Consider the following 22,133-nt stretch of genomic DNA (forward strand, 5'->3'; position numbering starts at 1 on the left):
GCCCCCGCGCCGCCCCCCCCCCCCCCCCCGCCGCGCGGCGGCGGCCCCCCCCCCCCCCCCCCCCCCCCGCGCCCCGCCCCCCCGCCCCCCCCCGCCCCCCCCCCCCCCCCCCCCCCCCCCCCCCCCCCGCGGCCCCGTCAGACCGCGAGCAGCTTGCGCACCCGGTCGGCGCCCACCGCCAGCAGCAGCGTGGGCAGGCGCGGCCCGGTCTCGCGGGTCACGAGGAGCCGGTAGAGCAGGGCGAAGAAGGTCCGCTGCGCGACCTTGAGCTCCGGGGTCGGCTTGGCGTCGGGCTCCAGCCCGGCCATGACCTTCGGCACGCCGTAGACGAGCGTGCTGAGACCGTCGAGGGACCAGTGCGAGTCGAGTCCCTCCAGCAGCAGCCGCAGCGACTCGCGGCCCTCGTCGTCCAGCGACGACAGCAGCTCCGCGTCGGGCTCCTCGCGCACGAGGGTCCGCTGGTCGGCCGGGACCTGGGTGGTGATCCAGTTCTCGGCGCGGTCCAGGCGCGGCCGTACCTCGTCGAGGGAGGTCAGCGGCTGCGTCGGGTCCAGGTCGGTGAGGATGCGCAGGGTCTGCTCGTCGTGCCCGGCGGTGACGTCGACGACGGAGGCGAGGGTCCGGTACGGCAGCGGCCGCGGGGTCCGCGGGAGCTCCGCGGTCGCGGTGCGCACGGCCCGGGTGTGCGCGGCGGCGTCGGCGGGCAGGACGGTGCCGTCGGCGACCTTGGCCTCCAGCTTGTCCCACTCGTCGTACAGCCGCTGGATCTCCTGGTCGAAGGCGATCTTGAACGACTGGTTCGGGCGGCGGCGCGCGTACAGCCAGCGCAGCAGCTGCGGCTCCATGATCTGCAGCGCGTCGGCCGGGGTGGGGACCCCGCCCTTGCTGGAGGACATCTTCGCCATGCCGCTGATGCCGACGAACGCGTACATCGGTCCGATCGGCTGCTCGCCGCCGAAGATGTGCACGATCTGGCCGCCGACCTGGAAGGACGAGCCGGGCGAGGAGTGGTCGACGCCGGACGGCTCGAAGACCACGCCCTCGCGGGCCCAGCGCATCGGCCAGTCGACCTTCCAGACGAGCTTGCCGCGGTCGAACTCGCTGAGCTTGACCGTCTCGGTGAAGGCGTCCTCGGCGCAGACGTAGGTCATCTCGGTCGTCTCGTCGTCGTACGAGGTGACCTTGGTGAAGTCCTTGCCGCACTCGCCGCAGTACGGCTTGTACGGGAAGTACCCGCCCTCGCCGGTGCTGCCGTCGTCCTCGGCGGCCGCGCCGGAGCCCTCGGCGGCCTCCAGCTCGGCCTCGTCGGCCTGCTTCTGCTGGGGCTTCTTGCCGCCCGGCTTCTGCTTGGTGCGGTACTGGTCGAGGACGGCGTCGATGTCGCCGCGGTGCTTCATCGCGTGCAGCACCTGCTCGCGGTACGCGCCGGAGGTGTACTGCTCGGTCTGGCTGATCGGGTCGTACACGACGCCCAGCTCGTCGAGGGCGCCGATCAGGGCGGCCTTGAAGTGCTCGGCCCAGCTGGCGTACGGCGATCCGGCCGGGGCGGGGACGGAGGTCAGCGGGCGGCCGATGTACTGGCCGTAGGTGGCCTCGTCCACGCCCGGGATGCCCTGGGGCACCTTGCGGTAGCGGTCGTAGTCGTCCCAGGAGATCAGGTGCCTGACCTCGATGCCCCGGCGGCGGATCTCGTCCGCGACCAGGTGCGGGGTCATGACCTCGCGCAGGTTGCCCAGGTGGATCGGACCGGAGGGCGAGATTCCGGACGCGACGACGACAGGTTTGCCGGGTGCTCGGCGCTCCGCCTCGGCGATGACCTCGTCCGCGAAACGGGAGACCCAGTCGGTCTCGGTGCTGCTCTGAGCCACGACACGTCCTTCTACTCGAATGCTGGCTTCAGCCATTCTCCCAGACGGATCGGGCCGCTCCGGGGTTGCTCCCCGCCCCCATATCCAGAAGAACCGGCAGCGGCCGCGTGGGATACTCGGCACTTGTCGGAACACCCAAGTGCACCCACCGGCACCACCTCACAGGAACGGCAGCTCATGGCCTCGGTCCCTTCCCTCGCTTCCTCCGTCAACCAGCGCGTCGCCGACGCCCTCGCCTCCGCCCTGCCGGAGGCCGGTGCCGCCGATCCGCTGCTGCGACGAAGCGACCGGGCCGACTTCCAGGCCAACGGCATCCTGGCGCTCGCGAAGAAGGCCAAGGCCAACCCGCGCGAGCTCGCGACGACCGTGGTCGAGGCCCTTCCCACCGGTGACCTGATCAAGGAGATCGAGGTCTCCGGCCCCGGCTTCCTCAACATCACGATCACCGACCGGGCCATCGTCGAGACCCTCGCCGCGCGGGCCCTCGACGACCGCCTCGGCGTCCCGCTCGCCGAGGACGCGGGCACCACGGTGATCGACTACGCCCAGCCGAACGTCGCGAAGGAGATGCACGTCGGCCACCTGCGCTCCGCCGTGATCGGCGCCGCGATGGTGGAGATCCTGGAGTTCACGGGCGAGAAGGTGGTCCGCCGCCACCACATCGGCGACTGGGGCACCCAGTTCGGCATGCTCATCCAGTACCTGCTGGAGCACCCGCACGAGCTGGACCACGAGTCGGACGCGGAGGTCTCCGGCGAGGAGGCCATGTCCAACCTGAACCGCCTCTACAAGGCCTCGCGCGTCCTCTTCGACTCCGACGAGGAGTTCAAGACGCGCGCCCGTGCCCGCGTGGTCGACCTCCAGGCCGGCGAGCCGCAGACCCTCGCGCTGTGGCAGCGGTTCGTCGACGAGTCGAAGATCTACTTCTACTCCGTCTTCCACAAGCTGGACATGGACATCCAGGACCCCGACGTGGTCGGCGAGTCCGGCTACAACGACATGCTCGTGGAGACCTGCAAGCTGCTGGAGGAGTCGGGCGTCGCCGTCCGTTCCAACGGCGCGCTCTGCGTGTTCTTCGACGACGTCAAGGGCCCGGACGGCAACCCGACGCCGCTGATCGTCCAGAAGTCCGACGGCGGCTTCGGCTACGCCGCGACCGACCTCTCCGCGATCCGCGACCGCGTCGGCGGCCTGAACGCCACCACGCTCCTGTACGTCGTCGACGCCCGCCAGTCCCTCCACTTCAGGATGGTCTTCGAGACCGCCCGCCGCGCCGGCTGGCTGAACGACGAGGTCAAGGCCGTCCAGCTGGCCTTCGGCACGGTCCTCGGCAAGGACGGCAAGCCGTTCAAGACCCGTGAGGGCGAGACGGTACGGCTGGTGGACCTGCTCGACGAGGCCGTCGAGCGGGCGACGGCCGTCGTGCGCGAGAAGGCCGAGAAGGTCGGCCTGACCGAGGACGAGATCGTCGAGAACGGCCGGTACGTGGGCATCGGCGCGGTGAAGTACGCCGACCTGTCGACGTCCGCCGCCCGCGACTACAAGTTCGACCTGGACCAGATGGTCTCGCTGAACGGCGACACCTCCGTCTACCTCCAGTACGCGTACGCCCGCATCCGGTCCATCCTGCGCAAGGCCGGCGACCGTTCCCCGGCCGCCCACCCGGAGCTGGAACTGGCCCCGTCCGAGCGGGCGCTGGGCCTGCACCTGGACCAGTTCGGCGAGCTCCTCGCCGAGGCCGCCGCCGACTACGCGCCGCACAAGGTGGCCGCGTACCTCTACCAGCTGTCCTCGCTGTTCACGACGTTCTACACCGAGTGCCCGGTCATCAAGCCGGAGCCGGAGCTCGTCGTCGGCGAGAACCGCCTGTTCCTGTGCGACCTGACGGCGCGCACCCTCTCCAAGGGCATGTCGCTCCTCGGCATCCGCACTCCCGAGAAGCTCTGACACCCCGCACGACCAGCGCGGAACGAACGGCCCCGGCAGCTGCTGCCGGGGCCGTTCGTTCACCCGGACGGGCCGGTTCGGGTCACGGGGCCCGGGTAGGGGACGGGCCGTCCGACCCCCACCCCCGATGGGAGAGCCCCGTGGCCGACATGAACGGCCCCTACAAGCCCGGCACCCCGTGCTGGATCGACCTGATGGTCCCCGACCAGCAGGCCGCCATCGACTTCTACTGCGACCTCTTCGGCTGGCAGGGCGAGATCGGCCCGCCCGAACAGGGCGGCTACGCCGTCTGCACCCTCAAGGGCAAGCCCGTCGCCGGGATCATGAAGGCGATGAACCCCGACGGCTCCGTCCCGGACCCGCTGCCGCCGACCGTGTGGACCACGTACCTGTCCACCGACGGCCTCGACTCCACCGTCCGGGCCGCCACCGACGCCGGGGGCCGGGTCCTGGCCGGCCCGATGGACGTGATGGACCTCGGGCGGATGGCCGTCGCCGCCGACCCCACCGGCGCCGTCTTCGGCCTGTGGGAGCCCGGCAGCTTCGACGGCGCGGGCATCGTCAACGAGCACGGCGCCCTCACCTGGAACGAACTGTCCACCGGCGACACCGGCGCCGCCGCGGCGTTCTACTCCGCCGTCCTGCCCATCGGCACCGCCGCCTCCACGATGGTGGGCGCCTCGGACTACACGGAGTTCCAGGTCGGCGGCCGCGCGGTGGCCGGGATGATGGACCTGGGCAAGCTCCCGCCCGGCACGCCGCCGAACTGGCTGCCGTACTTCCACGTGGACGACGTGGACGGCATCCAGGCCGCGGCCACCCGCGCCGGCGCCGGCGTCCTCGCCCCCGCCTTCGACATGGTGGCGGGCCGCATGGCCGTCCTGGCCGACCCGCAGGGCGCGCCCTTCGCGGTCATCACGGCGAACGCCGGTCAGCAGCCCGCCTGACGACGGGTACGGCCCCGGCGGCGCACCCGCCGGGGCCGGGGCGTCACGGCCGTCGCCGTACGCCTGCGGCCGTCGCCGTACGCGTACGGTCCTCAGCGCCGCAGGGCCTCCGCCGGCTGGATGCGGGCGGCGCGCCAGGCGGGGTACAGCCCCGCCAGGAGTCCCGTGACCAGGCCCAGCAGCGGTGCGGCCGCGACGGTCGCGGGGTGCACGACGGGGGTCCAGTCGCGGACCACGGCGACGCCCACGACGGTGAGCGTGCCCAGGGACGTGCCGACGAGCCCGCCGAGCGCCCCCAGGGCCCCCGATTCCGCGAGGAACTGGGTGGTGATGTGGCGCCCCCGCGCCCCCAGCGCCCGCCGCAGCCCGATCTCGCCCGTCCGCTCCAGGACCGCGACCAGCGTGGTGTTCGCGATGCCGACGGCGCCGATGACCAGGCAGATCCCGGCCAGGACCAGGAAGAGCTGCTCCAGGTCGGAGGTGACGCCGGAGCGCAGGGTGCGCGGGTCGGGCGGCGGTACGGCCTTGAGGTACTCGGGGTGGTCGGGCCGCAGCGCGGTCGGGGCGAGCCGGGCGACCTGCCGGGCGGCGCCGACCTCCGTCGCGACGAGCATGGTCGTGCCGCCCTCGGGCGCTCCCCAGATCTCCTCCGCGGTCGTCCGGGGCACCACGACCGACAGCAGCAGCTCGGCCTTGCGCTCCACGTCCTCGATGATCCCGATCACGGTGAACGGCTCGGCGCCGATGAAGACGGCCGGCCGGGTCTCCAGGGTGGTGATGCCGAGCCGGGCGGCAGCGCCCGAGCCGAGGACGGCCACGCGCTGCCGGTTCCCGGAGTGGTACGCGTCGTACAGGCGCCCCTGCGCCAGCCGGGGGACGGCGGCGCGCAGCGCGCCCGGCGAGGCCGCGACGACGTCCGTGCGCTCGCCCCCGCCCGCGGCGCCGCCGACGGGTGCGGCGCGTACGGCGTCCGTGGCCGGGTCGAGGCGGACGGTGTGGAACACGCCCGCGTGCCGGACCCCGCCCAGGCGTTCGACGCGGAGGTCGGCGTCCGCCGGGAAGCCGGGGCCGGCGAAGGGGTTCTGCTCGCGGGCGACGTCCTCGACGGTCACCTCGGTCGCGGTGAGCAGGTCGAAGCGGCTGTCGATCTGGGACGAGGTCGTGGCGGTCAGGCCGAGGACGGCGACGAAGGTGCCGACGCCGAGCACCGTCCCGAGGGCGGTCAGCGCCGAGCGGGCCGGGCGCTGGAGGATCCCCGCGAGGGACTCGGAGAGGGTGTCGCGGACGGCGAGGCGGGAGGGCTCGACCCGTACGGGCGGCTCGGCCCGGGCGGCCGTACGGGTCCGGCGCCACCTCATGCGGGTGCCTGTTCGCGCAGTACGCCGTCGCGGATCGCGACGGTCCGGCCGCCGTGCGCGGCGACCTCCTGGTCGTGGGTGATGACGAGCACGGTCATCCCGTCGGCGTGGAGTTCGTCCAGCAGGGCCAGGACGGTGGCGGCGTTGGCCGAGTCCAGGTTTCCGGTGGGTTCGTCGCACAGCAGCAGGGACGGCCGGGCGACCAGTGCGCGGGCGATGGCCACCCGTTGGCGTTCGCCGCCCGACAGCCGGGAGGGGACCGCGCCGAGGCGGTGCCCGAGCCCGACGCGTACGAGCGCCTCGCGGGCGCGGGCGGGGCGTTCCCTGCGGGGCACGCCGTTGTACAGCATGGCGAGGGCGACGTTCTCCAGGGCCGGGCGGTGGGGCAGGAGGTGGAAGGACTGGAAGACGAATCCGATGCGGCGGCCGCGCAGGGCCGTCCGGTCGTGGTCGCCGAGCGAGCCGGTGTCGATGCCGTCGAGGAGGTAGCGGCCCTCGGTGGGCGCGTCGAGCAGGCCGGCGATGTTGAGGAAGGTCGACTTGCCGGAGCCCGAGGGGCCGACGACGGTGACGAACTCGCCGCGCTGGATGGTGAGGTCGCAGGGTGCGAAGGCAGCGACCGGCGGCGGCCCCGGGTAGGTCAGGCCCGCCTGCCGGAACTCGATGACGGGCGGCGGGAGTTGAGTGGGGAAGGGGAGTGCGGCCGTACTCATGCCCCGCCGCCGCCCTTGACCGCGCCCGTGCCCGTGCCCTTGTCCTTGCCGCCGTTCTGCTTGCCGTTCTGCCGGCCCCCGGCACGCGGGTCGACGCCGGTGACCACCGAGTCCCCGTCGGTGAGGATCCCCTCTCCGGTGGGCCGGACCTCCACGTAGCCGTCGCCGGTGGTGCCGGGCCGGACCTCGACCCGGCGCTGGACGCCCGTGGCGTCCACCACCGTGACGGTGGTGCGGCCGTCGGCTCCGGCGGACACCGCGGACACGGGGACGACGAGCGCGTCGCCGTCGGTCGCCGCGGCCTCCACGGTGAGCCGTACGTCCTGGCCGACGAGCTGGGTGTCCAGCGGCGCGAGCGGGCGTACGAGCATCTCGTACCCGGCGGGCCCGCCCGGGGCGGGGGCCTGCCGGTCCTGCCCCTGGCCGCCGCCCGACCCGCCGTTCGGCGCGGCGGGCTGGGCGGACTGCGGGGCGTCCGCGACCGACAGCACTTCGGCCGCCGCGGTGAGCCCGCTGACCTCGGAGAGGATCTCGACCTTCTGGCCGGGCCGGACCAGGCCCTTCTGGTGGTCCTGGAGCTGCCCGCGCACGACCAGCGCCCCCGCGGACAGCGACAGCGCGGCGCCGCTGACGGGGGATCCGGGGCGCACGGCGACCGAGTCGGCCCGTGCGGGGAACGACTCCAGGAAGACGACCTCGCCGGCCGGCAGCATCGGCCCGGCCGCCGCGCGGGCCTCGGCGAGGCGTTCGCGGGCCTTGCGCAGGTCCTGCGCGGCGCGGTTCACCGCCCGGGCGGCGTCCGGGCCGGAGCCCTTGGCCGTGCCGGAGCCCTTCGCGCCCGGGCCGGTCGGCGCGGCACCGGGGGCCGCGGGGGCGGCCGTACCGACCGCGGTGGCGGGGGACCGGGCGTCCTCCAGGGCGCGCTCGCCGGAGGTGACCGCGTCCTCCGCGGACCTGACCGCCTCGCCGCGGTCGGCCACGGCGGGCAGCGGGTCGTAGCCGATCGAGCGGTAGAAGGAGCTCAGCGCCGCCTTCGTACCGGCGCCGAAGGTGCCCGCCCGGTCGGAACCCGAGCCGTGGCCGAGGCCGGACAGGGCCTTCTGGAGCTGCTTCACGTCGTCGCCGGTGGCCCCGGGCTTGAGGTCCCGGTACACCGGCAGGGCGCCGGGCAGCGCGAAGACCGGGCGCCCGGACACCTCCAGGAGCATCCTGCCCGCGTCGACCCGGTCGCCCTGGCGCACGGCGACCTTGGTGACCACGGGGGCGGCGGCGCCCTCCCCGCCGGCGACCGCCGGGGTGACCTGGACCGCCTGGGCCGAGGCGACCGTGCCGCGCACGATGACGGTGTCCCGCAGGACGCGCTTCTCCACGCGGGCGACGAGGACGTCCAGGGGCGGCGGCCCGGCCTCGGCCGCGGTCTGCGCCGGGGACTTGATCACCTGCGAGGCCGCGACGCCGGCCCCGGAGAGCAGTACCGCACCCACCGCCACGGCCCCCACCCAGGCCCGGCGCCGGGACATGCCCGCGGACCCTCCGGCCCCCTCGACCGACACTTCGACCGGCACCTCGACCGCCTCCACGGACCCTGCGGTCGCCACGTCCCCGGTCATCCGCCGGCCTGCCCGTCGGTCACGGGCCCGCCCGTACCCCCGCACTTCTTCAGGGCCGCGAACCCCTCGGGCGAGCTCTTCGGGTCCAGCTCCTCCAGGTCGTGCCGGGCGGTCAGGGGATCGGGGTCGGGGAACCGGGCCACGCCGTTCGCCCGCATGCAGGCGGTGAACTCCCGCGCCTCGGCCATCTGTTCGGCGGACACCGGAGGCAGCGAGCGGCGGCTTGCGCAGGCGTCCTCGGCCTCCTTGACCCTGACCGGATCCGCACGGTCCGAATCCACCACCGGAATCCCGGAATCGGTTTCCTTCATCGGCAGCCCCTTTTCCTCAAGGCACCGGAAGAAGTCGGCCTGCCCGGGGTCCACCACACCTTTGGACCGGGTGGATCGCGGAACGGAAACCGAGGCCGAGGCCGTACCGAGAGCCGCACCGGACACCGGGACGGACGGCGCCCCCGCCCTTTCCGCCCCGGAACACCCGGACAGCAGAAAGGCCAGGGAGAGCGCGGCGGGGACGGCCGCGGATCGGGCCCGTCGAGATGGCACAGCAGGCCTCCTAAGGCGGCGTGTATCAGCGACACCCTAGGTCAACGAAGAATCAATCGCCCCGTACTCAGGGACAGTTGCGAGCCGTTCCCGGGCCCCCGAACCCGTTCCGGTCACGGTCCGGCCGGAATGGACCGGGCCGTCCCGACCGCCCGGCGCACGCGGCACCCCGACCTCAGACGTGCCCCGCGGCACAACGGGCGATCCGGTGGTGCACGGCGAGCAGGCACACCTGGACCCGGGACAGTCCCCCCAGCTTTCCGCGGATGTTCTCCAGGTGGAACTTCGCGGTGCGAACGGTCATTCCGAGCGCTTTCGACAGCTCTTCGTTCGAGGGGCCGCAGGCCATTGCCCCGAACGTCTGGAGCTCGCGTTCCGTGAGATCCGATATCCGGGGGAAACCTCGATGGAGCCACCCGGGCGCTTCGTCCCGCCGATGTGATTCGCCCGCTTCACCGAGTTCGCAGCAGGGGCAGTAACCGCGCATATCCCCCCTTTCATATCGGGATGAATCCTATCCGTCGAGTGACGATGCGCTCTATTGGTCGTTTTCCCCACTACTGACGGGTAAAGGCCCCAGTTCCTCCTATTCCCCCGGATCGCTCACGCAGAGCAACGCGCCGTCGCGACGGCCTTCCACCCCCCAGGCGCGCAAGGTGTCACGTGTGAACCGGCGCTCAGCTGCACCGCTTCGGGGCGGGAGCAGGGAGAGCCGCTCGCGCAGGTGGGCCGCCCGAATGTGGAGATTCACGGAGCGACGGTCGCGCGCAGTGACTAGCGTGGCGCCGGGCACCGACCCGTACTCCTCGATGAGTACGGGTCCGCGCGGCGTCATGCACGTACAGGGGTGGGGAGTTCGCAGTCATGCCACCGAGGAAGCGCACACGGCCGAACGCGACGACCATGAAGATGGTCGGCGCGCAGCTGGCCGCCGCCCGCACCGCCAAGAACCTGACCCAGAAACAGCTCGGCGAACTCGTCCGCCTGGACGCCGAGACCATCGCCTCGATCGAGCAGGGCCGCCGCGCCCTGATGCCGAACGTCGCGGAACTGATGGACCGCCACCTGGGCCTCCCAGGCCTCCTGGCGGTGGCGGCCCACGAGATGCCGGACGTGGACACGATTCCACCCTGGGCCGAGCCGCTGCTGGAGATGGAGCGGACGGCCACGGCGTTCTCCTCGTACGAGAACCAGGTCGTCCCGGGCCTGCTCCAGACGGGCGCCTACGCCGAAGCGGCCTTCCGCAGCCGCGTTCCGATCTTCGCCGAGGAGGAGATCCAGGCCCACACGGCCGCCCGCATCGCCCGCCAGGGCATTCTGCGCCGCAAGCAGCCGGTCCAGGCCAGCTTCGTCATCTGGGAACCGGTCCTTCGGTACGCCCTGGGCGGCGAGGAGGTGCACGCGGGCCAGCTCCGCCACCTCCTGGACTGCTCAGAGCTCCCCGGGGTGGCCATCCAGGCCGTCCCGCTCGGCCTCCACTCCCACCCGGCGCTGGACGGCCCGTTCGTACTGCTGGAGACCCCGGACCATCAGCACATCGCGTACCTCGAAACGCAGCGCGGCAGCCTGGTGGTTTCCCACCTTGACGAGGTCAGCATCCTCTCTCAGAAATATGGGATGCTGCGGACTCAGGCCCTCAACCCTGAGGAAACCAGGGACCTGTTGAAGCGGCTGCTAGGAGATCGATGAGCACCGAACTCACGTGGTTCAAGTCAAGCTACAGCGGCAGCGAAGGCGGAAACTGCGTCGAGGTGGCCCGCCGCGCGGAGACCGTCCACGTCCGGGACAGCAAGGTGAGCGGCGGGCCCATCCTGGACCTGGACCCCGCCGCGTGGGCGGCCCTCACGGAGTGGACGGCGGGAAACCGGTGATCCGGCCCGCCAGCCCGTCCAGGATGCGGTCCAGGCCGTAGCGGAACTGGAAGTCCGGTTCGCCGGAGCCCGTGAACGCGTCGGAGTCCAGCAGCCGCGTCACGGCGGGATGGGTGTCCGGGCCGGTCATCAGCCGCAGCGTGCGCACGTACCGGTCCATCGCCAGGGCCGGTGAGACCCCGGACTTCACGATGGCCTCCATCATGTCGGCGGCCATGACCGCCTCGTTCCGCACGAGGCCGCCGACCAGGATGATCGTCGAGATCTTCTCGCCCTCGTCCAGGCCCGTGCCGGCCAGCGCCGCGAGCCCGCGTTCCATCCAGGCGAGCTGGTTCGGGCTGACCGGTGCGCCGGTGAGCGGGATGCGCACGATCCAGGAGTTGGCCATCAGGACCGCCCGCTGCGCGAACGCCCAGTGCGACAGCAGTTCCCGCCAGCCCCCGTCCCGCACCTCCGGGGGGACCGGCGGCGGGACGCCGACCCCGACGTCCGCCATCAGGATGTACAGCTCTTCCTTCGCCGTGACGTACCGGTAGAGGGACATCGTCGAGACGCCGAGTTCCTTGGCGACCCGGCCCATGGAGACGGCGTCCACGCCCTCCGCGGCGGCCAGCGCCACGGCCGCGTCCACGATCCGGGGGAGCGTGAGCGTGGGGCGCGGGCCCTTGCCCGGGCGTTCTCGCAGGCCCCAGGCCATTTCCAGGCTCGCCGGGAGTCCGGTGCCGCCCTGCGCGTCCGTCATCGCCGTCCCTCCCTCCGCCAGTGGTCGATTGACCCACATCCTAGTTCTGTGTATTACTTACACAGAAGCGCGTAACCCATACGCAGAAGGGAGCGTGGTCCGTGACGACCACGAACGACCTCGGTATCCAGGCCTCCGGACTCGTCAAGTCGTACGGCGCCCTGCGCGTCCTCGACGGCATCGACCTCGCCGTCCCGCGCGGCAGCGTCCTGGCCCTGCTCGGCCCCAACGGCGCCGGGAAGACCACCACCGTCCGCATCCTGGCCACCCTCACCGCCCCCGACTCGGGCACCGCGCGCGTCGCCGGCCACGACACCGCCGCCGAGCGGCGCCTCGTCCGCCGCGCCATCAGCCTCACCGGGCAGTCCGCCGCCGTCGACGACCTCCAGACCGGCGCCGAGATGCTCCGCATGACGGCCCGGCTCCGCGGGCTCTCCCCCCGCGCCGCCCGGAGCCGGGCCGACGAGCTCCTCGACCGCTTCGGGCTCGCCGGGGCCGCCGACCGCACGGCCAAGACGTACTCGGGCGGCATGCGCCGGCGCCTGGACCTCGCCGCCGGCCTCGTCTCCCGGCCCGAGGTGATCTTCCTGGACGAGCCGACCGCCGGACTCGACCCGCGCAGCCGCCAGGACCTCTGGGACCTCGTACGGGAACTGCGCGCCGAGGGCACCACCGTGCTGCTCACCACCCAGTACCTGGAGGAGGCCGACCAGCTCGCCGACCGCGTCGCCGTCCTGGCCGCCGGGCGCATCGCCGCCGAGGGCACCCCGGCCGCGCTCAAGTCCCGCGTCGCGGGCCACCGCCTCGACCTCACCCTGACGAGCCGCACCGCCTACGAGGCCCTGGCCGGGCGCGCCGTCCACCTGGCCCCCGACGAGCTCACCCTCGGCCTGCCCACCGACGGCAGCGCCGCCCACGTACGGTCCCTGCTCGACGAACTCGACCCCGACCGCACCGGCGTCGACCGCTTCACGGTCCGCAGCGCCACCCTCGACGACGTGTTCCTCACCCTGACGGGAGCCGCTCCGTGACCTCCGCCGCCCTCACCCCAGCCGCTCTGACCCCCGCCGTCACCCTGGCCGCACGCAGCCTGCGCATCAGCAGCCGCAGGCCGGACGTACTGGTCACCGCCCTGATGCTGCCGGTCATGCTGATGCTGATCTTCGTCTACTTCTTCGGCGGCGCCATCGACACCGGCACCGCGTACGTCACCTACGTCGTCCCCGGCGCGATGCTGCTGTGCGCGGGCTTCGGCGCCGCGAGCACCGCCGTCAGCGTCAGCCAGGACATGAAGGACGGAGTGATCGACCGCTTCCGCTCCCTCGACATCGGCGGCATCCCCATCCTGGCCGGGCACGTCACCGCGTCCGTCGCGCGGAACCTGCTGTCCACCGCCCTGGTCCTCGGCGTCGCCCTCGCCATCGGCTTCCGGCCCCAGGCCGGCCCCCTCGGCTTCCTCGCGGCCGCCGGGCTGCTGTTCGCGTACATCACCGCGATCTCTTGGCTGGCCGCCGCGCTCGGCCTGCTCGCCGACTCCCCCGAGGCGGCCGGCGGCTTCACCTTCCTGATGATGTTCCTGCCGTACCCGTCCAGCGCGTTCGTCCCCATCGACACCATGCCCGGCTGGCTCCACGGCTTCGCCGACCACCAGCCGCTGACCCCGGTCATCGAGTCCCTGCGCGCCCTGCTCCTGGACCGGCCCGCCGGGGACGCGCCCTGGGTGGCCCTCGCCTGGTGCGCGGGCATCACGGCCCTGGCCGTGGCGCTCTCCGCGGCCCTGTTCGCCCGCCGCACCCGCTGAACGGGCCGGCTCCCCACGGGGGTGGGAGCCGGCCGCCGGATCAGCGGTTCAGCGGGTGGGAACGGCGCCCGGACGCCTCGTCGATCTCGGCGTGGGCCTTCTGCAGCATCTGCGACGCGAGGTCCATGAGCGCACGGGCACCCGCGATCTCCTCCCCGACCCTCAGCTGCTCCGGATCGGACGGATGGCGCATGGCGTAGCCGCGCGCCCTCATCTCGGAGCCGTCACCGAGCCTGACCAGGGCGGCCGCACCCGTGCGGTCGCCCTCCTCGGTGAATTCGAGCTCCACGTGCCAACCGACGAGTGTGGACACGGTGCACCACCTCCAGGGGCTCGCCCTCCCCCCAGCGTGCGCCCCGCCGCCGCGCCCCGCGAGCGGGCCGGGCGGCGGTGGGGGCGCCCGCTCAGCGCGCCTCGCGCAGCCAGCCCGCGACCTCGGTCGCCCAGTACGTCAGGATCGTGTCCGCGCCCGCCCGCTTGATGCCCAGCAGGCTCTCCAGAACGGCCCGGTCGCGCTCGATCCAGCCCTTCTCCGCCGCCGCCTCGATCATCGCGAACTCGCCGCTGATCTGGTACGCGGACACCGGTACGTCCACCGCCTGCGCCACCCGGTACAGGACGTCCAGGTAGGGCCCGGCCGGCTTGACCATCACCATGTCGGCGCCCTCCTCCAGGTCCAGCGCCAGCTCCCGCAGGGACTCCCGCGCGTTCGCCGGATCCTGCTGGTACGTCTTGCGGTCCCCCTGGAGCGAGGAGCCCACCGCCTCGCGGAACGGCCCGTAGAAGGCGGACGAGTACTTCACCGTGTACGCCAGGATCGACACGTCCTCGTGGCCCGTCTCGTCCAGCGCGTCGCGGATCACCCCGATCTGACCGTCCATCATCCCGCTCGGCCCCACCATGTGGACGCCCGCGTCGGCCTGGACCTGCGCCATCTCCGCGTACCGCTCCAGCGTCGCGTCGTTGTCGACGCGCCCGTGCTCGTCCAGGACCCCGCAGTGCCCGTGGTCGGTGTACTCGTCCAGGCACAGGTCCGACATGATCACCAGGTCGTCGCCGACCTCGGCCCGCACGTCGCGGATCGCCAGCTGCAGGATCCCGTCCGGCTCGGTGCCCGCCGTGCCCCGCGCGTCCTTGTTCTCGTCCGCCGGAACGCCGAACAGCATGATCCCCGAGACGCCCGCCGCGACCGCCTCCGCGGCGGCCTTGCGCAGCGTGTCGCGCGTGTGCTGGACCACGCCCGGCATCGCCGAGATCGCCAGGGGCTCGCTGATGCCCTCCCGCACGAACGCCGGCAGGATCAGGTCCGAGGGGTGCAGCCGGTTCTCCGCGACCATCCGCCGCATCGCCGGGGTGGTGCGCAGCCGGCGGGGCCGGGAGCCGGGGAAGGATCCGTACGCGCTCATTGTCAGTCGCCTCTTCGAGCATCGAGAACAGTCGCAACCAGCGTAGGGCCCGCGCGCACCCCGCCCGGGCCCGCCCGGCACCTCCGCACCGCGACACCGCCAGAGCCGCCGCACCCGTACCCGTTACCCGCTCGGCCGCCTACCGCCACGTACGGCGCAGGGCCCGGACGCGTCGCGCGTCCGGGCCCTGCCTCACACCACTGCCGACCGGTCAGGTCGTACGGCGCCTGCGCGCCCCCGGCCGCCGCTCGCTCGGCCGGAACACCGTCTCGCCGGCCTCCTTGGCCGCCTCGCGGCGCGCCGCGCCGTACTCGGCGAGGGCCTCCGCCAGCTTCGACACCGACGGCTCCGGCGACAGCACGTCCACGCGCAGCCCGTGCTCCTCCGCGGTCTTGGCCGTCGCCGGCCCGATACACGCGATGACGGTCACGTTGTGCGGCTTGCCCGCGATCCCGACCAGGTTGCGGACGGTGGAGGACGAGGTGAACAGCACGGCGTCGAACCCGCCGCCCTTGATCGCCTCGCGCGTGTCCGCCGGCGGCGGCGACGCGCGCACGGTCCGGTAGGCCGTGACGTCGTCGACCTCCCACCCGAGCTCGATCAGCCCGGCGACCAGCGTCTCGGTCGCGATGTCGGCCCGCGGCAGGAACACCCGGTCGATCGGGTCGAAGACCGGGTCGTAGGGCGGCCAGTCCTCCAGCAGCCCGGCCGCGGACTGCTCGCCGCTCGGCACCAGGTCCGGCTTCACGCCGAACTCCACCAGCGAGGCCGCGGTCTGCTCGCCCACCGCGGCGACCTTGATGCCCGCGAAGGCCCGCGCGTCGAGCCCGTACTCCTCGAACTTCTCCCGCACCGCCTTCACGGCGTTGACCGAGGTGAAGGCGATCCACTCGTAGCGGCCCGTGACCAGGCCCTTGACGGCCCGCTCCATCTGCTGCGGGGTGCGCGGCGGCTCCACGGCGATGGTCGGCACCTCGTGCGGCACCGCTCCGTAGGAACGCAGCTGGTCGGAGAGCGAGGCGGCCTGCTCCTTGGTACGCGGTACGAGCACCCGCCAGCCGAACAGCGGCTTCGACTCGAACCAGGCCAGCTCGTCGCGGCGCGCGGCGGCGCCGTGCTCCCCGACCACGGCTATGACCGGCCGGGCGCCCTCGGGCGAAGGCAGCACCTTGCCCTGCTTGAACACCTGCGCGATCGTGCCCAGCGTCGCGCACCAGGTGCGCTGCCGCGTGGTCGTGCCGGCGACGGTCACCGTCAGCGGGGTGTCTGGCTTGCGCCCGGCGCCCACCAGCTCGGCGGCGGCCGCCGAGACGGTCTCCAGGGTCGAGGAGACGACGAGTATGCCGTCGCTCGCGCCCGCCTCGGTCCAGCAGCGCGCCGAGGCGGTCCTGGCGTCCACGAAGCGCACGCCGTTGCCGTCGCCCCGCTCCCGCAGCGGCACACCGGCGTACGCGGGCACGCCCACGGCCGTCGGGATGCCGGGCACGACCTCGAAGGGGATGCCCTCGGAGGCGCAGACGAGCATCTCCTCGGCCGTGTTCCCGTCGAGCCCGGGGTCGCCGGTGACGGCTCGCACGACCCGCCTGCCGGAGCGTGCGGCCTCCATGACAAGATTGGCCGCGTCCCGGATCACAGGGACCCCGGCGGCTGCTGACTTCTCGTCAGCTACCGTCAGCTGTGGCGTGTCGACGTTGACGCGCGCATGGGTGCGCACGACGTCGAGCACATCGGGCTCCGCGATCAGCACGTCCGCGGCGGCGAGCGCCTCGACGGCGCGCAGCGTCAGCAGACCCGGGTCGCCGGGGCCGGCACCGAGGAAGGTGACGTGTCCGTGGGCGGCGATGCCCGGAAAAGCGGAGGTGGTGGGACGTGTGGGGCTCACGCTCGCTCCCCCATCAGACCGGCCGCGCCCTTGGCCAGCATCTCGTCCGCGAGTTCGCGGCCGAGCGCCATGGCCTCGTCGTACGACTGGGGCACGGGACCGGTGGTGGACAGCTGCACCAGCGTCGAGCCGTCGAGGGTTCCGACGACGCCGCGCAGGCGCATTTCATTGACAGTCTGACCGTCGGCCAGCAGGTCGGCGAACGCCCCCACGGGGGCGCTGCAGCCGGCCTCCAGGCGGGCGAGCAGGGAACGCTCGGCGGTGACGGCGGCCCGCGTGTACGGGTCGTCGAGCTCGCCGAGCGCCGCGATCAGGTCCGCGTCGGACGCGAGGCACTCCACGGCCAGGGCTCCCTGGCCGGGCGCGGGCAGCATGCCGTCGACCGGCATCAGCTCGGTGGCCTCGTCGCCGCGGCCGATCCGGTTCAGTCCGGCGGCGGCCAGCACCACGGCGTCGAGCGCGCCGTCGCGCACGAACCCGATGCGGGTGTCCACGTTGCCGCGGATCGGCACGGTCTCGATGCGCTTGCCCAGCGACAGCGCCAAGTGGTTCAGCTGGGCCGTCCGGCGCGGCGAACCGGTGCCGATCCGGGCGCCGTCGGGCAGCTGCTCGAAGGTCAGGCCGTCGCGGGCGACGAGCGCGTCCCGGGCGTCCTGGCGCTGCGGCATCGCCGCGATCACCAGGTCGTCGGGCTGCGCCGTCGGCAGGTCCTTCAGCGAGTGCACGGCGAAGTCGACCTCGCCGCGCACCAGTGCCTCGCGCAGCGCGGTGACGAAGACCCCGGTGCCGCCGATCTGCGCGAGGTGCTCGCGCGACACGTCGCCGTAGGTCGTGATCTCCACGAGCTCCACGGTCCGCCCGGTGACCGCGCGGACCGCGTCGGCGACGTGGCCCGACTGCGACATGGCCAGCTTGCTCCGCCGCGTACCGAGCCGCAGCGGCTGGTCGGGACGTGTGTTCATGATGCCCGTCCTGGGTCGTCGTCGTTCATCGGATCGGCCGCGTCTGCCCGGCTGACGGATGCCACCGTCTGCGGGTCGAGGTCGAAGAGTTCGCGCAGCGCCTCGGCGTACCCGGCGCCGCCGGGCTCGCTCGCCAGCTGCTTGACGCGCACGGTCGGCGCGTGGAGGAGCTTGTCGACGACGCGGCGCACGGTCTGGGTGACCTCGGCCCGCTGCCGGTCGTCGAGGTCGGGCACCCGCCCGTCGAGGCGGGCCACTTCCATGGCCACGACCTCGGCCGCCATGGCCCGCAGGGCGACGACCGTGGGCGTGATGTGCGCGGCCCGCTGCGCCGCCCCGAAGGCGGCCACTTCCGCGGCCACTATCGCGCGCACGGCGTCGACGTCCGCGGCCATCGGGGCGTCGGCGGACGTCTCGGCGAGGCTTTCGATGTCGACGAGCCGTACGCCCGGAACCCGGTGCACGGCCGCGTCGATGTCGCGCGGCATGGCCAGGTCGAGCAGGGCGAGCCGTACGGCCGTCCCGTCGCCGAGCGCGCGGGCGCTCTTGCGGGGCTGCCGCTGAGCGGCGGCCTCGCCCTGGTCGGCCCAGGTGCCGTGCAGTTCGAGCGCGCTGGCGTCGACCCCGGTCAGGGCGGCCCGGCCGTCCGCGGCCGGCGCGTCCAGTCCGAGCGGGCACCCGTCGGGCTCCGGCGCGGCGGCCAGGGTCCGTACGGCTCCGGCGTCGGCCAGCCGTCCTCCGTCGCGGGCTGCGGCAGCCAGCCGCGCCACGACCTCGGCGTCCACGCCGGCGGGTCCCGGGCCCGCGGGCGCGCGCGGCGCCTGCGGCTCGGGGTCCGGCACGGCCGCCGGGGCGAAGGCCCCGGCGCCCTGGGACACGGCGGCGAGCACGTCGTCGGCGGTCAGCACCAGCCCGGTCGCGCCCGTGCAGGACACGACCACGTCGACTCGTGTCAGCTCCTGCGGCACGGACCACATCGGGACGGCCGAAGCCCGCACCCCGGTGCCCGAGGCAACCAGAATCTCGGCGAGCCGCTCCGCCCGGTCCACGGTCCGGTTGGCCACCACGATCTCGGCGATGCCGACCCGTGCCAGCGTCGCCGCCGCGAGCGAGGACATCGACCCGGCGCCGATCACGAGCGCCCGCTTGCCGGCCGCCCACTGCGTCACCGGCGTCCTCACCGCGAGCTGCTCCAGCCCGAAGGTGACCAGCGACTGCCCGGCCCGGTCGATCCCGGTCTCCGAGTGCGCCCGCTTGCCGACGCGCAGCGCCTGCTGGAACAGGTCGTTGATCAGCCGGCCCGCGGTGTGCTGCTCCTGCCCCAGCGCCAGCGCGTCCTTGATCTGGCCGAGGATCTGGCCCTCGCCCACCACCATCGAGTCCAGTCCGCACGCCACCGAGAAGAGGTGGTGCACCGCCCGGTCCTCGTAGTGGACGTAGAGATAAGGGGTGAGCTCCTCCAGCGCGACGCCGCTGTGCTGCGCGAGCAGCGTGGACAGCTCGGCGACACCGGCGTGGAACTTGTCCACGTCGGCGTACAGCTCGATGCGGTTGCAGGTGGCGAGCACCGCGGCCTCCGTCGCCGGCTCGGCGGCGAGGGTGTCGTGCAGCAGCTTGACCTTGGCGTCCGCGGACAGCGAGGCCCGCTCCAGGACGCTGACGGGCGCGCTGCGGTGGCTCAGCCCTACGACGAGCAGGCTCATGCCGGCATCACCGCCGGGACGTCGCCCTCGGGGTTGCCCTTGCGGGCGACGGCGGCGGCCCGGCCGGCCGGCGGCACCACGGCCGCGGCGGGGGCGGCGCCGCCCACGGAGGACGCCTCGGCGGCAGCTGCGGCGGCAGCGCCCTCGCCGGCCTTGCGCTGCTCGTGGAAGGCCAGGATCTGGAGCTCGATGGAGAGATCGACCTTGCGCACGTCCACGCCCTCGGGCACGGACAGCACGGTCGGCGCGAAGTTGAGGATCGAGGTGACACCGGCCGCGATCAGCCGCTCGCTGACCTGCTGGGCCGCACCGGCCGGGGTCGCGATGACCCCGATCGAGACGCCGTTGTCCTCGATGATCTTCTCCAGCTCATCGGTGTGCTGCACGGGCATCCCGGCGACCGGCTTGCCGGCCATCGCCGGGTCGGCGTCGATCAGCGCGGCCACCCGGAACCCGCGGGACGCGAACCCGCCGTAGTTGGCGAGGGCCGCGCCCAGGTTGCCGATGCCGACGATGACGACGGGCCAGTCCTGGGTCAGCCCGAGCTCGCGGGAGATCTGGTAGACGAGGTACTCGACGTCGTAGCCGACGCCGCGCGTACCGTAGGACCCCAGGTACGAGAAGTCCTTGCGCAGCTTCGCGGAGTTGACTCCGGCCGCGGCCGCGAGCTCCTCGGAGGACACCGTGGGCACCGATCGCTCGGAGAGCGCGGTGAGGGCGCGCAGGTACAGCGGAAGCCGGGCGACAGTGGCCTCGGGAATACCTCGGCTGCGGGTCGCCGGTCGGTGAGTTCGGCCAGTTGCCACGATGCTCCTGCGGGATGAGCGGGGCTGCAGGCGGCCACTTGTCCCAGGACCGCCCCGTCGACAGCAGGCTATGCCTTTGTGAACGCGTGCACAAAGATTGTGTCCGCTTTGTCCGAGCAAAGTGACCGGGGTCACGCGCCTCCGGCACGGAACCCCGGAACCGGCGGCACGCCGAACCCGTTCAAATCCAGAAGGGGGCAAAACCGTACACACTCCTCACAGATACGCACCCCAGCCCCCACAAAACGCCCACGATGGTAACCGTGGAGTAGGTCAGCCCCCCAACGCCCGCCGCAACCGGTCCGGGTTCACCCTCCAGAAGGTGTGCTGCTCGCCGTCCACCAGCACCACCGGAATCTGCTCCCAGTGCAGCCGGTAGAGCTCCTCGTCCTGCGAGATGTCCTTCTTCTCCCAGCGCGCGCCCGTCTCGGCGCACACCCTCTCCACCACCTCCTGGGCGTCGTCGCACAGATGGCACCCGGGCTTCCCGATGAGCGTCACCACCCGCTCGCCGGGGCTCTTCTTCTCCTTGCGGCGCAACAAAGGACTCATGCCCCCATTCTCGCGCGCCGCCGGGCCCGCCCCCGCGTAACGGGGGCGCCCCGCAGAGTTCACGCCTCCGCATCCCATCGGTTCGGGAACTCCCGAACACAGTGGCTATGCTCGCGTCATGGCCGCTCTGGGATGGCTCACCCCCCGTAGGCGCTCCGCCACCGCGCGGAGCGTGCTGGCAGGCGAGGCCTCGGCCGAGGCCGCCCGCAAGACCGCTCCGGCCGACGCCCCACCGCTGACCGGCCCCGAGAGGGAAGCTGACGAGGAGGCCGCGGCGCTGGCGGAAGCCGAGGCCCGCGAACCGCAGGAGCCGGCCGAGCCCGAGTTCCCCGTCGCCGGGGACGACCTCGCCGCCGCCTTCTTCGACCTCGACAACACCGTCATGCAGGGCGCCGCCATCTTCCACTTCGGCCGCGGCCTCTACAAGCGCGCGTTCTTCCAGCGCCGCGAGCTCGCCCGCTTCGCCTGGCAGCAGGCCTGGTTCCGCCTCGCCGGCGTCGAGGACCCCGACCACATGCAGGACGCCCGCGACAGCGCCCTGTCCATCGTCAAGGGCCACAAGGTCTCCGAGCTGATGTCCATCGGCGAGGAGATCTACGACGAGTACATGGCCGAGCGGATCTGGCCGGGCACCCGCGCCCTGGCCCAGGCCCACCTCGACGCCGGCCAGAAGGTGTGGCTGGTGACCGCCGCGCCCGTGGAGACCGCCACGATCATCGCCCGCCGGCTCGGCCTCACGGGCGCGCTCGGCACGGTCGCCGAGTCCGTCGACGGCATCTACACCGGCCGCCTCGTGGGAGAACCGCTGCACGGCCCCGCCAAGGCCGAGGCGGTCCGGGCCCTGGCCGCCGCCGAGGAGCTCGACCTCGCGCGCTGCGCCGCGTACAGCGATTCGCACAACGACATTCCGATGCTGTCCCTGGTCGGACATCCGTACGCGATCAATCCCGACACAAAACTGCGCAAGCATGCCCGCACCCACGACTGGCGGCTGCGCGACTATCGGACCGGCCGCAAGGCCGTGAAGGTCGGCGTCCCGGCCGCCGCCGGTGTCGGCGCGATCGCGGGCGGCGCGGCCGCCGCCATCGCCCTGCACCGCCGCCGCAAGTAACAACTCCGGGCCCCGCCCCGCCCCCACCCCGCCGACGGCCGGACCACGGGCATTCGCTCACCTCTACCCGCGCCCCCGGCGCGGCACTCCGCCCTGCCCGACTCGGTCGTGAGCCACCGGGGAAGCTGCCATTCCGCGCACCCAACCGATCAAGAATCGATCACCAACAGCGACCGAATATGCCCTGGACACGCAACAGAAGTGTCGGAACCGGTGATTTGAGCAACTGGGTGTAGCACTGCCTGTACGAAGCGTTATTCTCCTCAAACGCATGCCACCGGTCATCTGTCGCCACGACGGGTGAACGGT

General features: G+C 73.0%; 21 protein-coding genes. 7 read left to right on the top strand and 14 right to left on the bottom strand.

Going from position 1 to position 22,133, the window contains the following annotated elements; all coding sequences use genetic code 11:
• Positions 1-137 precede the first annotated feature (137 nt).
• Positions 138-1,868, bottom strand: coding sequence for a lysine--tRNA ligase (lysS, locus tag ACZ6S8_RS12315; protein WP_469454847.1), 1,731 nt, complete (start codon positions 1,866-1,868; stop codon positions 138-140).
• A 177-nt stretch (positions 1,869-2,045) separates the two neighbouring features.
• Here lysS and argS point away from each other — a divergent pair, with 177 nt between their 5' ends.
• Positions 2,046-3,815, top strand: coding sequence for an arginine--tRNA ligase (gene argS, locus ACZ6S8_RS12320; RefSeq protein ID WP_469454933.1), 1,770 nt, complete (start codon positions 2,046-2,048; stop codon positions 3,813-3,815).
• Between the two features lie 149 nt (positions 3,816-3,964).
• A complete protein-coding gene (locus ACZ6S8_RS12325; protein ID WP_469454935.1) occupies positions 3,965-4,762 on the top strand; it encodes a VOC family protein in 798 nt (265 codons plus the stop codon).
• Positions 4,763-4,854: 92 nt separating this feature from the next.
• Here the strand turns inward: ACZ6S8_RS12325 and ACZ6S8_RS12330 are convergent, their stop codons facing one another.
• The 5 genes from ACZ6S8_RS12330 to ACZ6S8_RS12350 form a co-directional block, all read right to left on the bottom strand.
• On the bottom strand, positions 4,855-6,120 hold the full coding sequence (locus ACZ6S8_RS12330; RefSeq protein WP_469454849.1) for an ABC transporter permease: 1,266 nt from the start codon (positions 6,118-6,120) through the stop codon (positions 4,855-4,857).
• A complete protein-coding gene (locus ACZ6S8_RS12335; RefSeq protein ID WP_469454851.1) occupies positions 6,117-6,833 on the bottom strand; it encodes an ABC transporter ATP-binding protein in 717 nt (238 codons plus the stop codon). Before ACZ6S8_RS12335 ends, ACZ6S8_RS12330 begins: the two co-directional genes overlap by 4 nt.
• Entirely contained in the window at positions 6,830-8,431 is a 1,602-nt protein-coding gene (locus ACZ6S8_RS12340) for a peptidoglycan-binding domain-containing protein (RefSeq protein WP_469454853.1), read from the bottom strand. Before ACZ6S8_RS12340 ends, ACZ6S8_RS12335 begins: the two co-directional genes overlap by 4 nt.
• Before the next feature lie 8 nt (positions 8,432-8,439).
• Complete coding sequence (locus ACZ6S8_RS12345; protein WP_469454855.1) at positions 8,440-8,754, bottom strand: hypothetical protein; 315 nt, start codon at positions 8,752-8,754, stop codon at positions 8,440-8,442.
• Positions 8,755-9,163: 409 nt separating this feature from the next.
• Entirely contained in the window at positions 9,164-9,475 is a 312-nt protein-coding gene (locus ACZ6S8_RS12350; protein WP_469454856.1) for a response regulator transcription factor, read from the bottom strand.
• A 377-nt stretch (positions 9,476-9,852) separates the two neighbouring features.
• Here ACZ6S8_RS12350 and ACZ6S8_RS12355 point away from each other — a divergent pair, with 377 nt between their 5' ends.
• Positions 9,853-10,677: a helix-turn-helix domain-containing protein gene (locus tag ACZ6S8_RS12355; protein ID WP_469454858.1), complete on the top strand. Its 825-nt coding sequence runs from the start codon at positions 9,853-9,855 to the stop codon at positions 10,675-10,677.
• The gene (locus tag ACZ6S8_RS12360; RefSeq protein ID WP_469454860.1) at positions 10,674-10,859 is read left to right on the top strand and encodes a DUF397 domain-containing protein; all 186 of its coding nucleotides are present in this window, start codon (positions 10,674-10,676) and stop codon (positions 10,857-10,859) included. The genes ACZ6S8_RS12355 and ACZ6S8_RS12360 overlap by 4 nt, the downstream gene beginning before the upstream one ends.
• On the opposite strand, the gene ACZ6S8_RS12365 is transcribed toward ACZ6S8_RS12360, so the two are convergent.
• Positions 10,831-11,601, bottom strand: a complete 771-nt coding sequence (locus tag ACZ6S8_RS12365) for a TetR/AcrR family transcriptional regulator (RefSeq protein WP_469454862.1) — start codon at positions 11,599-11,601, stop codon at positions 10,831-10,833. The two genes, ACZ6S8_RS12360 and ACZ6S8_RS12365, sit on opposite strands and share 29 nt — an antisense overlap.
• A gap of 101 nt (positions 11,602-11,702) precedes the next feature.
• Here ACZ6S8_RS12365 and ACZ6S8_RS12370 point away from each other — a divergent pair, with 101 nt between their 5' ends.
• Together ACZ6S8_RS12370 and ACZ6S8_RS12375 are read left to right on the top strand one after the other, a co-directional pair.
• Complete coding sequence (locus ACZ6S8_RS12370) at positions 11,703-12,632, top strand: ABC transporter ATP-binding protein (protein WP_469454864.1); 930 nt, start codon at positions 11,703-11,705, stop codon at positions 12,630-12,632.
• A gap of 26 nt (positions 12,633-12,658) precedes the next feature.
• Positions 12,659-13,402 (top strand): ABC transporter permease, encoded by a 744-nt coding sequence (locus ACZ6S8_RS12375; RefSeq protein WP_469454937.1) that lies wholly within the window; start codon positions 12,659-12,661, stop codon positions 13,400-13,402.
• Positions 13,403-13,442: 40 nt separating this feature from the next.
• Here the strand turns inward: ACZ6S8_RS12375 and ACZ6S8_RS12380 are convergent, their stop codons facing one another.
• The 7 genes from ACZ6S8_RS12380 to ACZ6S8_RS12410 all read right to left on the bottom strand — a co-directional run bounded on the left by ACZ6S8_RS12380 (position 13,443) and on the right by ACZ6S8_RS12410 (position 20,713).
• Complete coding sequence (locus ACZ6S8_RS12380) at positions 13,443-13,715, bottom strand: DUF1876 domain-containing protein (protein WP_469454866.1); 273 nt, start codon at positions 13,713-13,715, stop codon at positions 13,443-13,445.
• A 91-nt stretch (positions 13,716-13,806) separates the two neighbouring features.
• Positions 13,807-14,808: a porphobilinogen synthase gene (hemB, locus tag ACZ6S8_RS12385; protein WP_469454868.1), complete on the bottom strand. Its 1,002-nt coding sequence runs from the start codon at positions 14,806-14,808 to the stop codon at positions 13,807-13,809.
• 211 nt (positions 14,809-15,019) lie between these two features.
• Positions 15,020-16,690 carry a bifunctional uroporphyrinogen-III C-methyltransferase/uroporphyrinogen-III synthase gene (locus ACZ6S8_RS12390; RefSeq protein WP_469454870.1) on the bottom strand — a complete coding sequence of 557 codons (1,671 nt, stop codon included), beginning with the start codon at positions 16,688-16,690 and terminating at the stop codon, positions 15,020-15,022.
• On the bottom strand, positions 16,687-17,652 hold the full coding sequence (gene hemC, locus ACZ6S8_RS12395; protein ID WP_469454872.1) for a hydroxymethylbilane synthase: 966 nt from the start codon (positions 17,650-17,652) through the stop codon (positions 16,687-16,689). Before hemC ends, ACZ6S8_RS12390 begins: the two co-directional genes overlap by 4 nt.
• Positions 17,649-19,355, bottom strand: a complete 1,707-nt coding sequence (locus tag ACZ6S8_RS12400; protein WP_469454874.1) for a glutamyl-tRNA reductase — start codon at positions 19,353-19,355, stop codon at positions 17,649-17,651. The genes hemC and ACZ6S8_RS12400 overlap by 4 nt, the downstream gene beginning before the upstream one ends.
• Positions 19,352-20,161, bottom strand: coding sequence for a redox-sensing transcriptional repressor Rex (locus ACZ6S8_RS12405; RefSeq protein WP_267723936.1), 810 nt, complete (start codon positions 20,159-20,161; stop codon positions 19,352-19,354). Before ACZ6S8_RS12405 ends, ACZ6S8_RS12400 begins: the two co-directional genes overlap by 4 nt.
• Before the next feature lie 273 nt (positions 20,162-20,434).
• On the bottom strand, positions 20,435-20,713 hold the full coding sequence (locus tag ACZ6S8_RS12410) for a glutaredoxin family protein (protein ID WP_469454876.1): 279 nt from the start codon (positions 20,711-20,713) through the stop codon (positions 20,435-20,437).
• 118 nt (positions 20,714-20,831) lie between these two features.
• Between ACZ6S8_RS12410 and ACZ6S8_RS12415 the strand changes: the two genes are divergently transcribed.
• Entirely contained in the window at positions 20,832-21,824 is a 993-nt protein-coding gene (locus ACZ6S8_RS12415; RefSeq protein WP_469454878.1) for an HAD family hydrolase, read from the top strand.
• Positions 21,825-22,133: the final 309 nt, after the last annotated feature.

Source organism: Streptomyces sp. NPDC048461, from assembly GCF_055587105.1.

Excerpts from the sequence above, each read along its gene's own strand:
- hemB (WP_469454868.1), bottom strand. The coding sequence starts at position 14,808 with ATGAGCGCGTACGGATCCTTCCCCGGCTCCCGGCCCCGCCGGCTGCGC.
- ACZ6S8_RS12355 (WP_469454858.1), top strand. The coding sequence starts at position 9,853 with ATGCCACCGAGGAAGCGCACACGGCCGAACGCGACGACCATGAAGATG.
- ACZ6S8_RS12360 (WP_469454860.1), top strand. The coding sequence starts at position 10,674 with ATGAGCACCGAACTCACGTGGTTCAAGTCAAGCTACAGCGGCAGCGAA.
- ACZ6S8_RS12335 (WP_469454851.1), bottom strand. The coding sequence starts at position 6,833 with ATGAGTACGGCCGCACTCCCCTTCCCCACTCAACTCCCGCCGCCCGTC.
- ACZ6S8_RS12365 (WP_469454862.1), bottom strand. The coding sequence starts at position 11,601 with ATGACGGACGCGCAGGGCGGCACCGGACTCCCGGCGAGCCTGGAAATG.
- ACZ6S8_RS12410 (WP_469454876.1), bottom strand. The coding sequence starts at position 20,713 with ATGAGTCCTTTGTTGCGCCGCAAGGAGAAGAAGAGCCCCGGCGAGCGG.
- ACZ6S8_RS12400 (WP_469454874.1), bottom strand. The coding sequence starts at position 19,355 with ATGAGCCTGCTCGTCGTAGGGCTGAGCCACCGCAGCGCGCCCGTCAGC.
- hemC (WP_469454872.1), bottom strand. The coding sequence starts at position 17,652 with ATGAACACACGTCCCGACCAGCCGCTGCGGCTCGGTACGCGGCGGAGC.
- ACZ6S8_RS12345 (WP_469454855.1), bottom strand. The coding sequence starts at position 8,754 with ATGAAGGAAACCGATTCCGGGATTCCGGTGGTGGATTCGGACCGTGCG.
- ACZ6S8_RS12415 (WP_469454878.1), top strand. The coding sequence starts at position 20,832 with ATGGCCGCTCTGGGATGGCTCACCCCCCGTAGGCGCTCCGCCACCGCG.
- ACZ6S8_RS12325 (WP_469454935.1), top strand. The coding sequence starts at position 3,965 with ATGAACGGCCCCTACAAGCCCGGCACCCCGTGCTGGATCGACCTGATG.
- ACZ6S8_RS12330 (WP_469454849.1), bottom strand. The coding sequence starts at position 6,120 with ATGAGGTGGCGCCGGACCCGTACGGCCGCCCGGGCCGAGCCGCCCGTA.
- ACZ6S8_RS12350 (WP_469454856.1), bottom strand. The coding sequence starts at position 9,475 with ATGCGCGGTTACTGCCCCTGCTGCGAACTCGGTGAAGCGGGCGAATCA.
- argS (WP_469454933.1), top strand. The coding sequence starts at position 2,046 with ATGGCCTCGGTCCCTTCCCTCGCTTCCTCCGTCAACCAGCGCGTCGCC.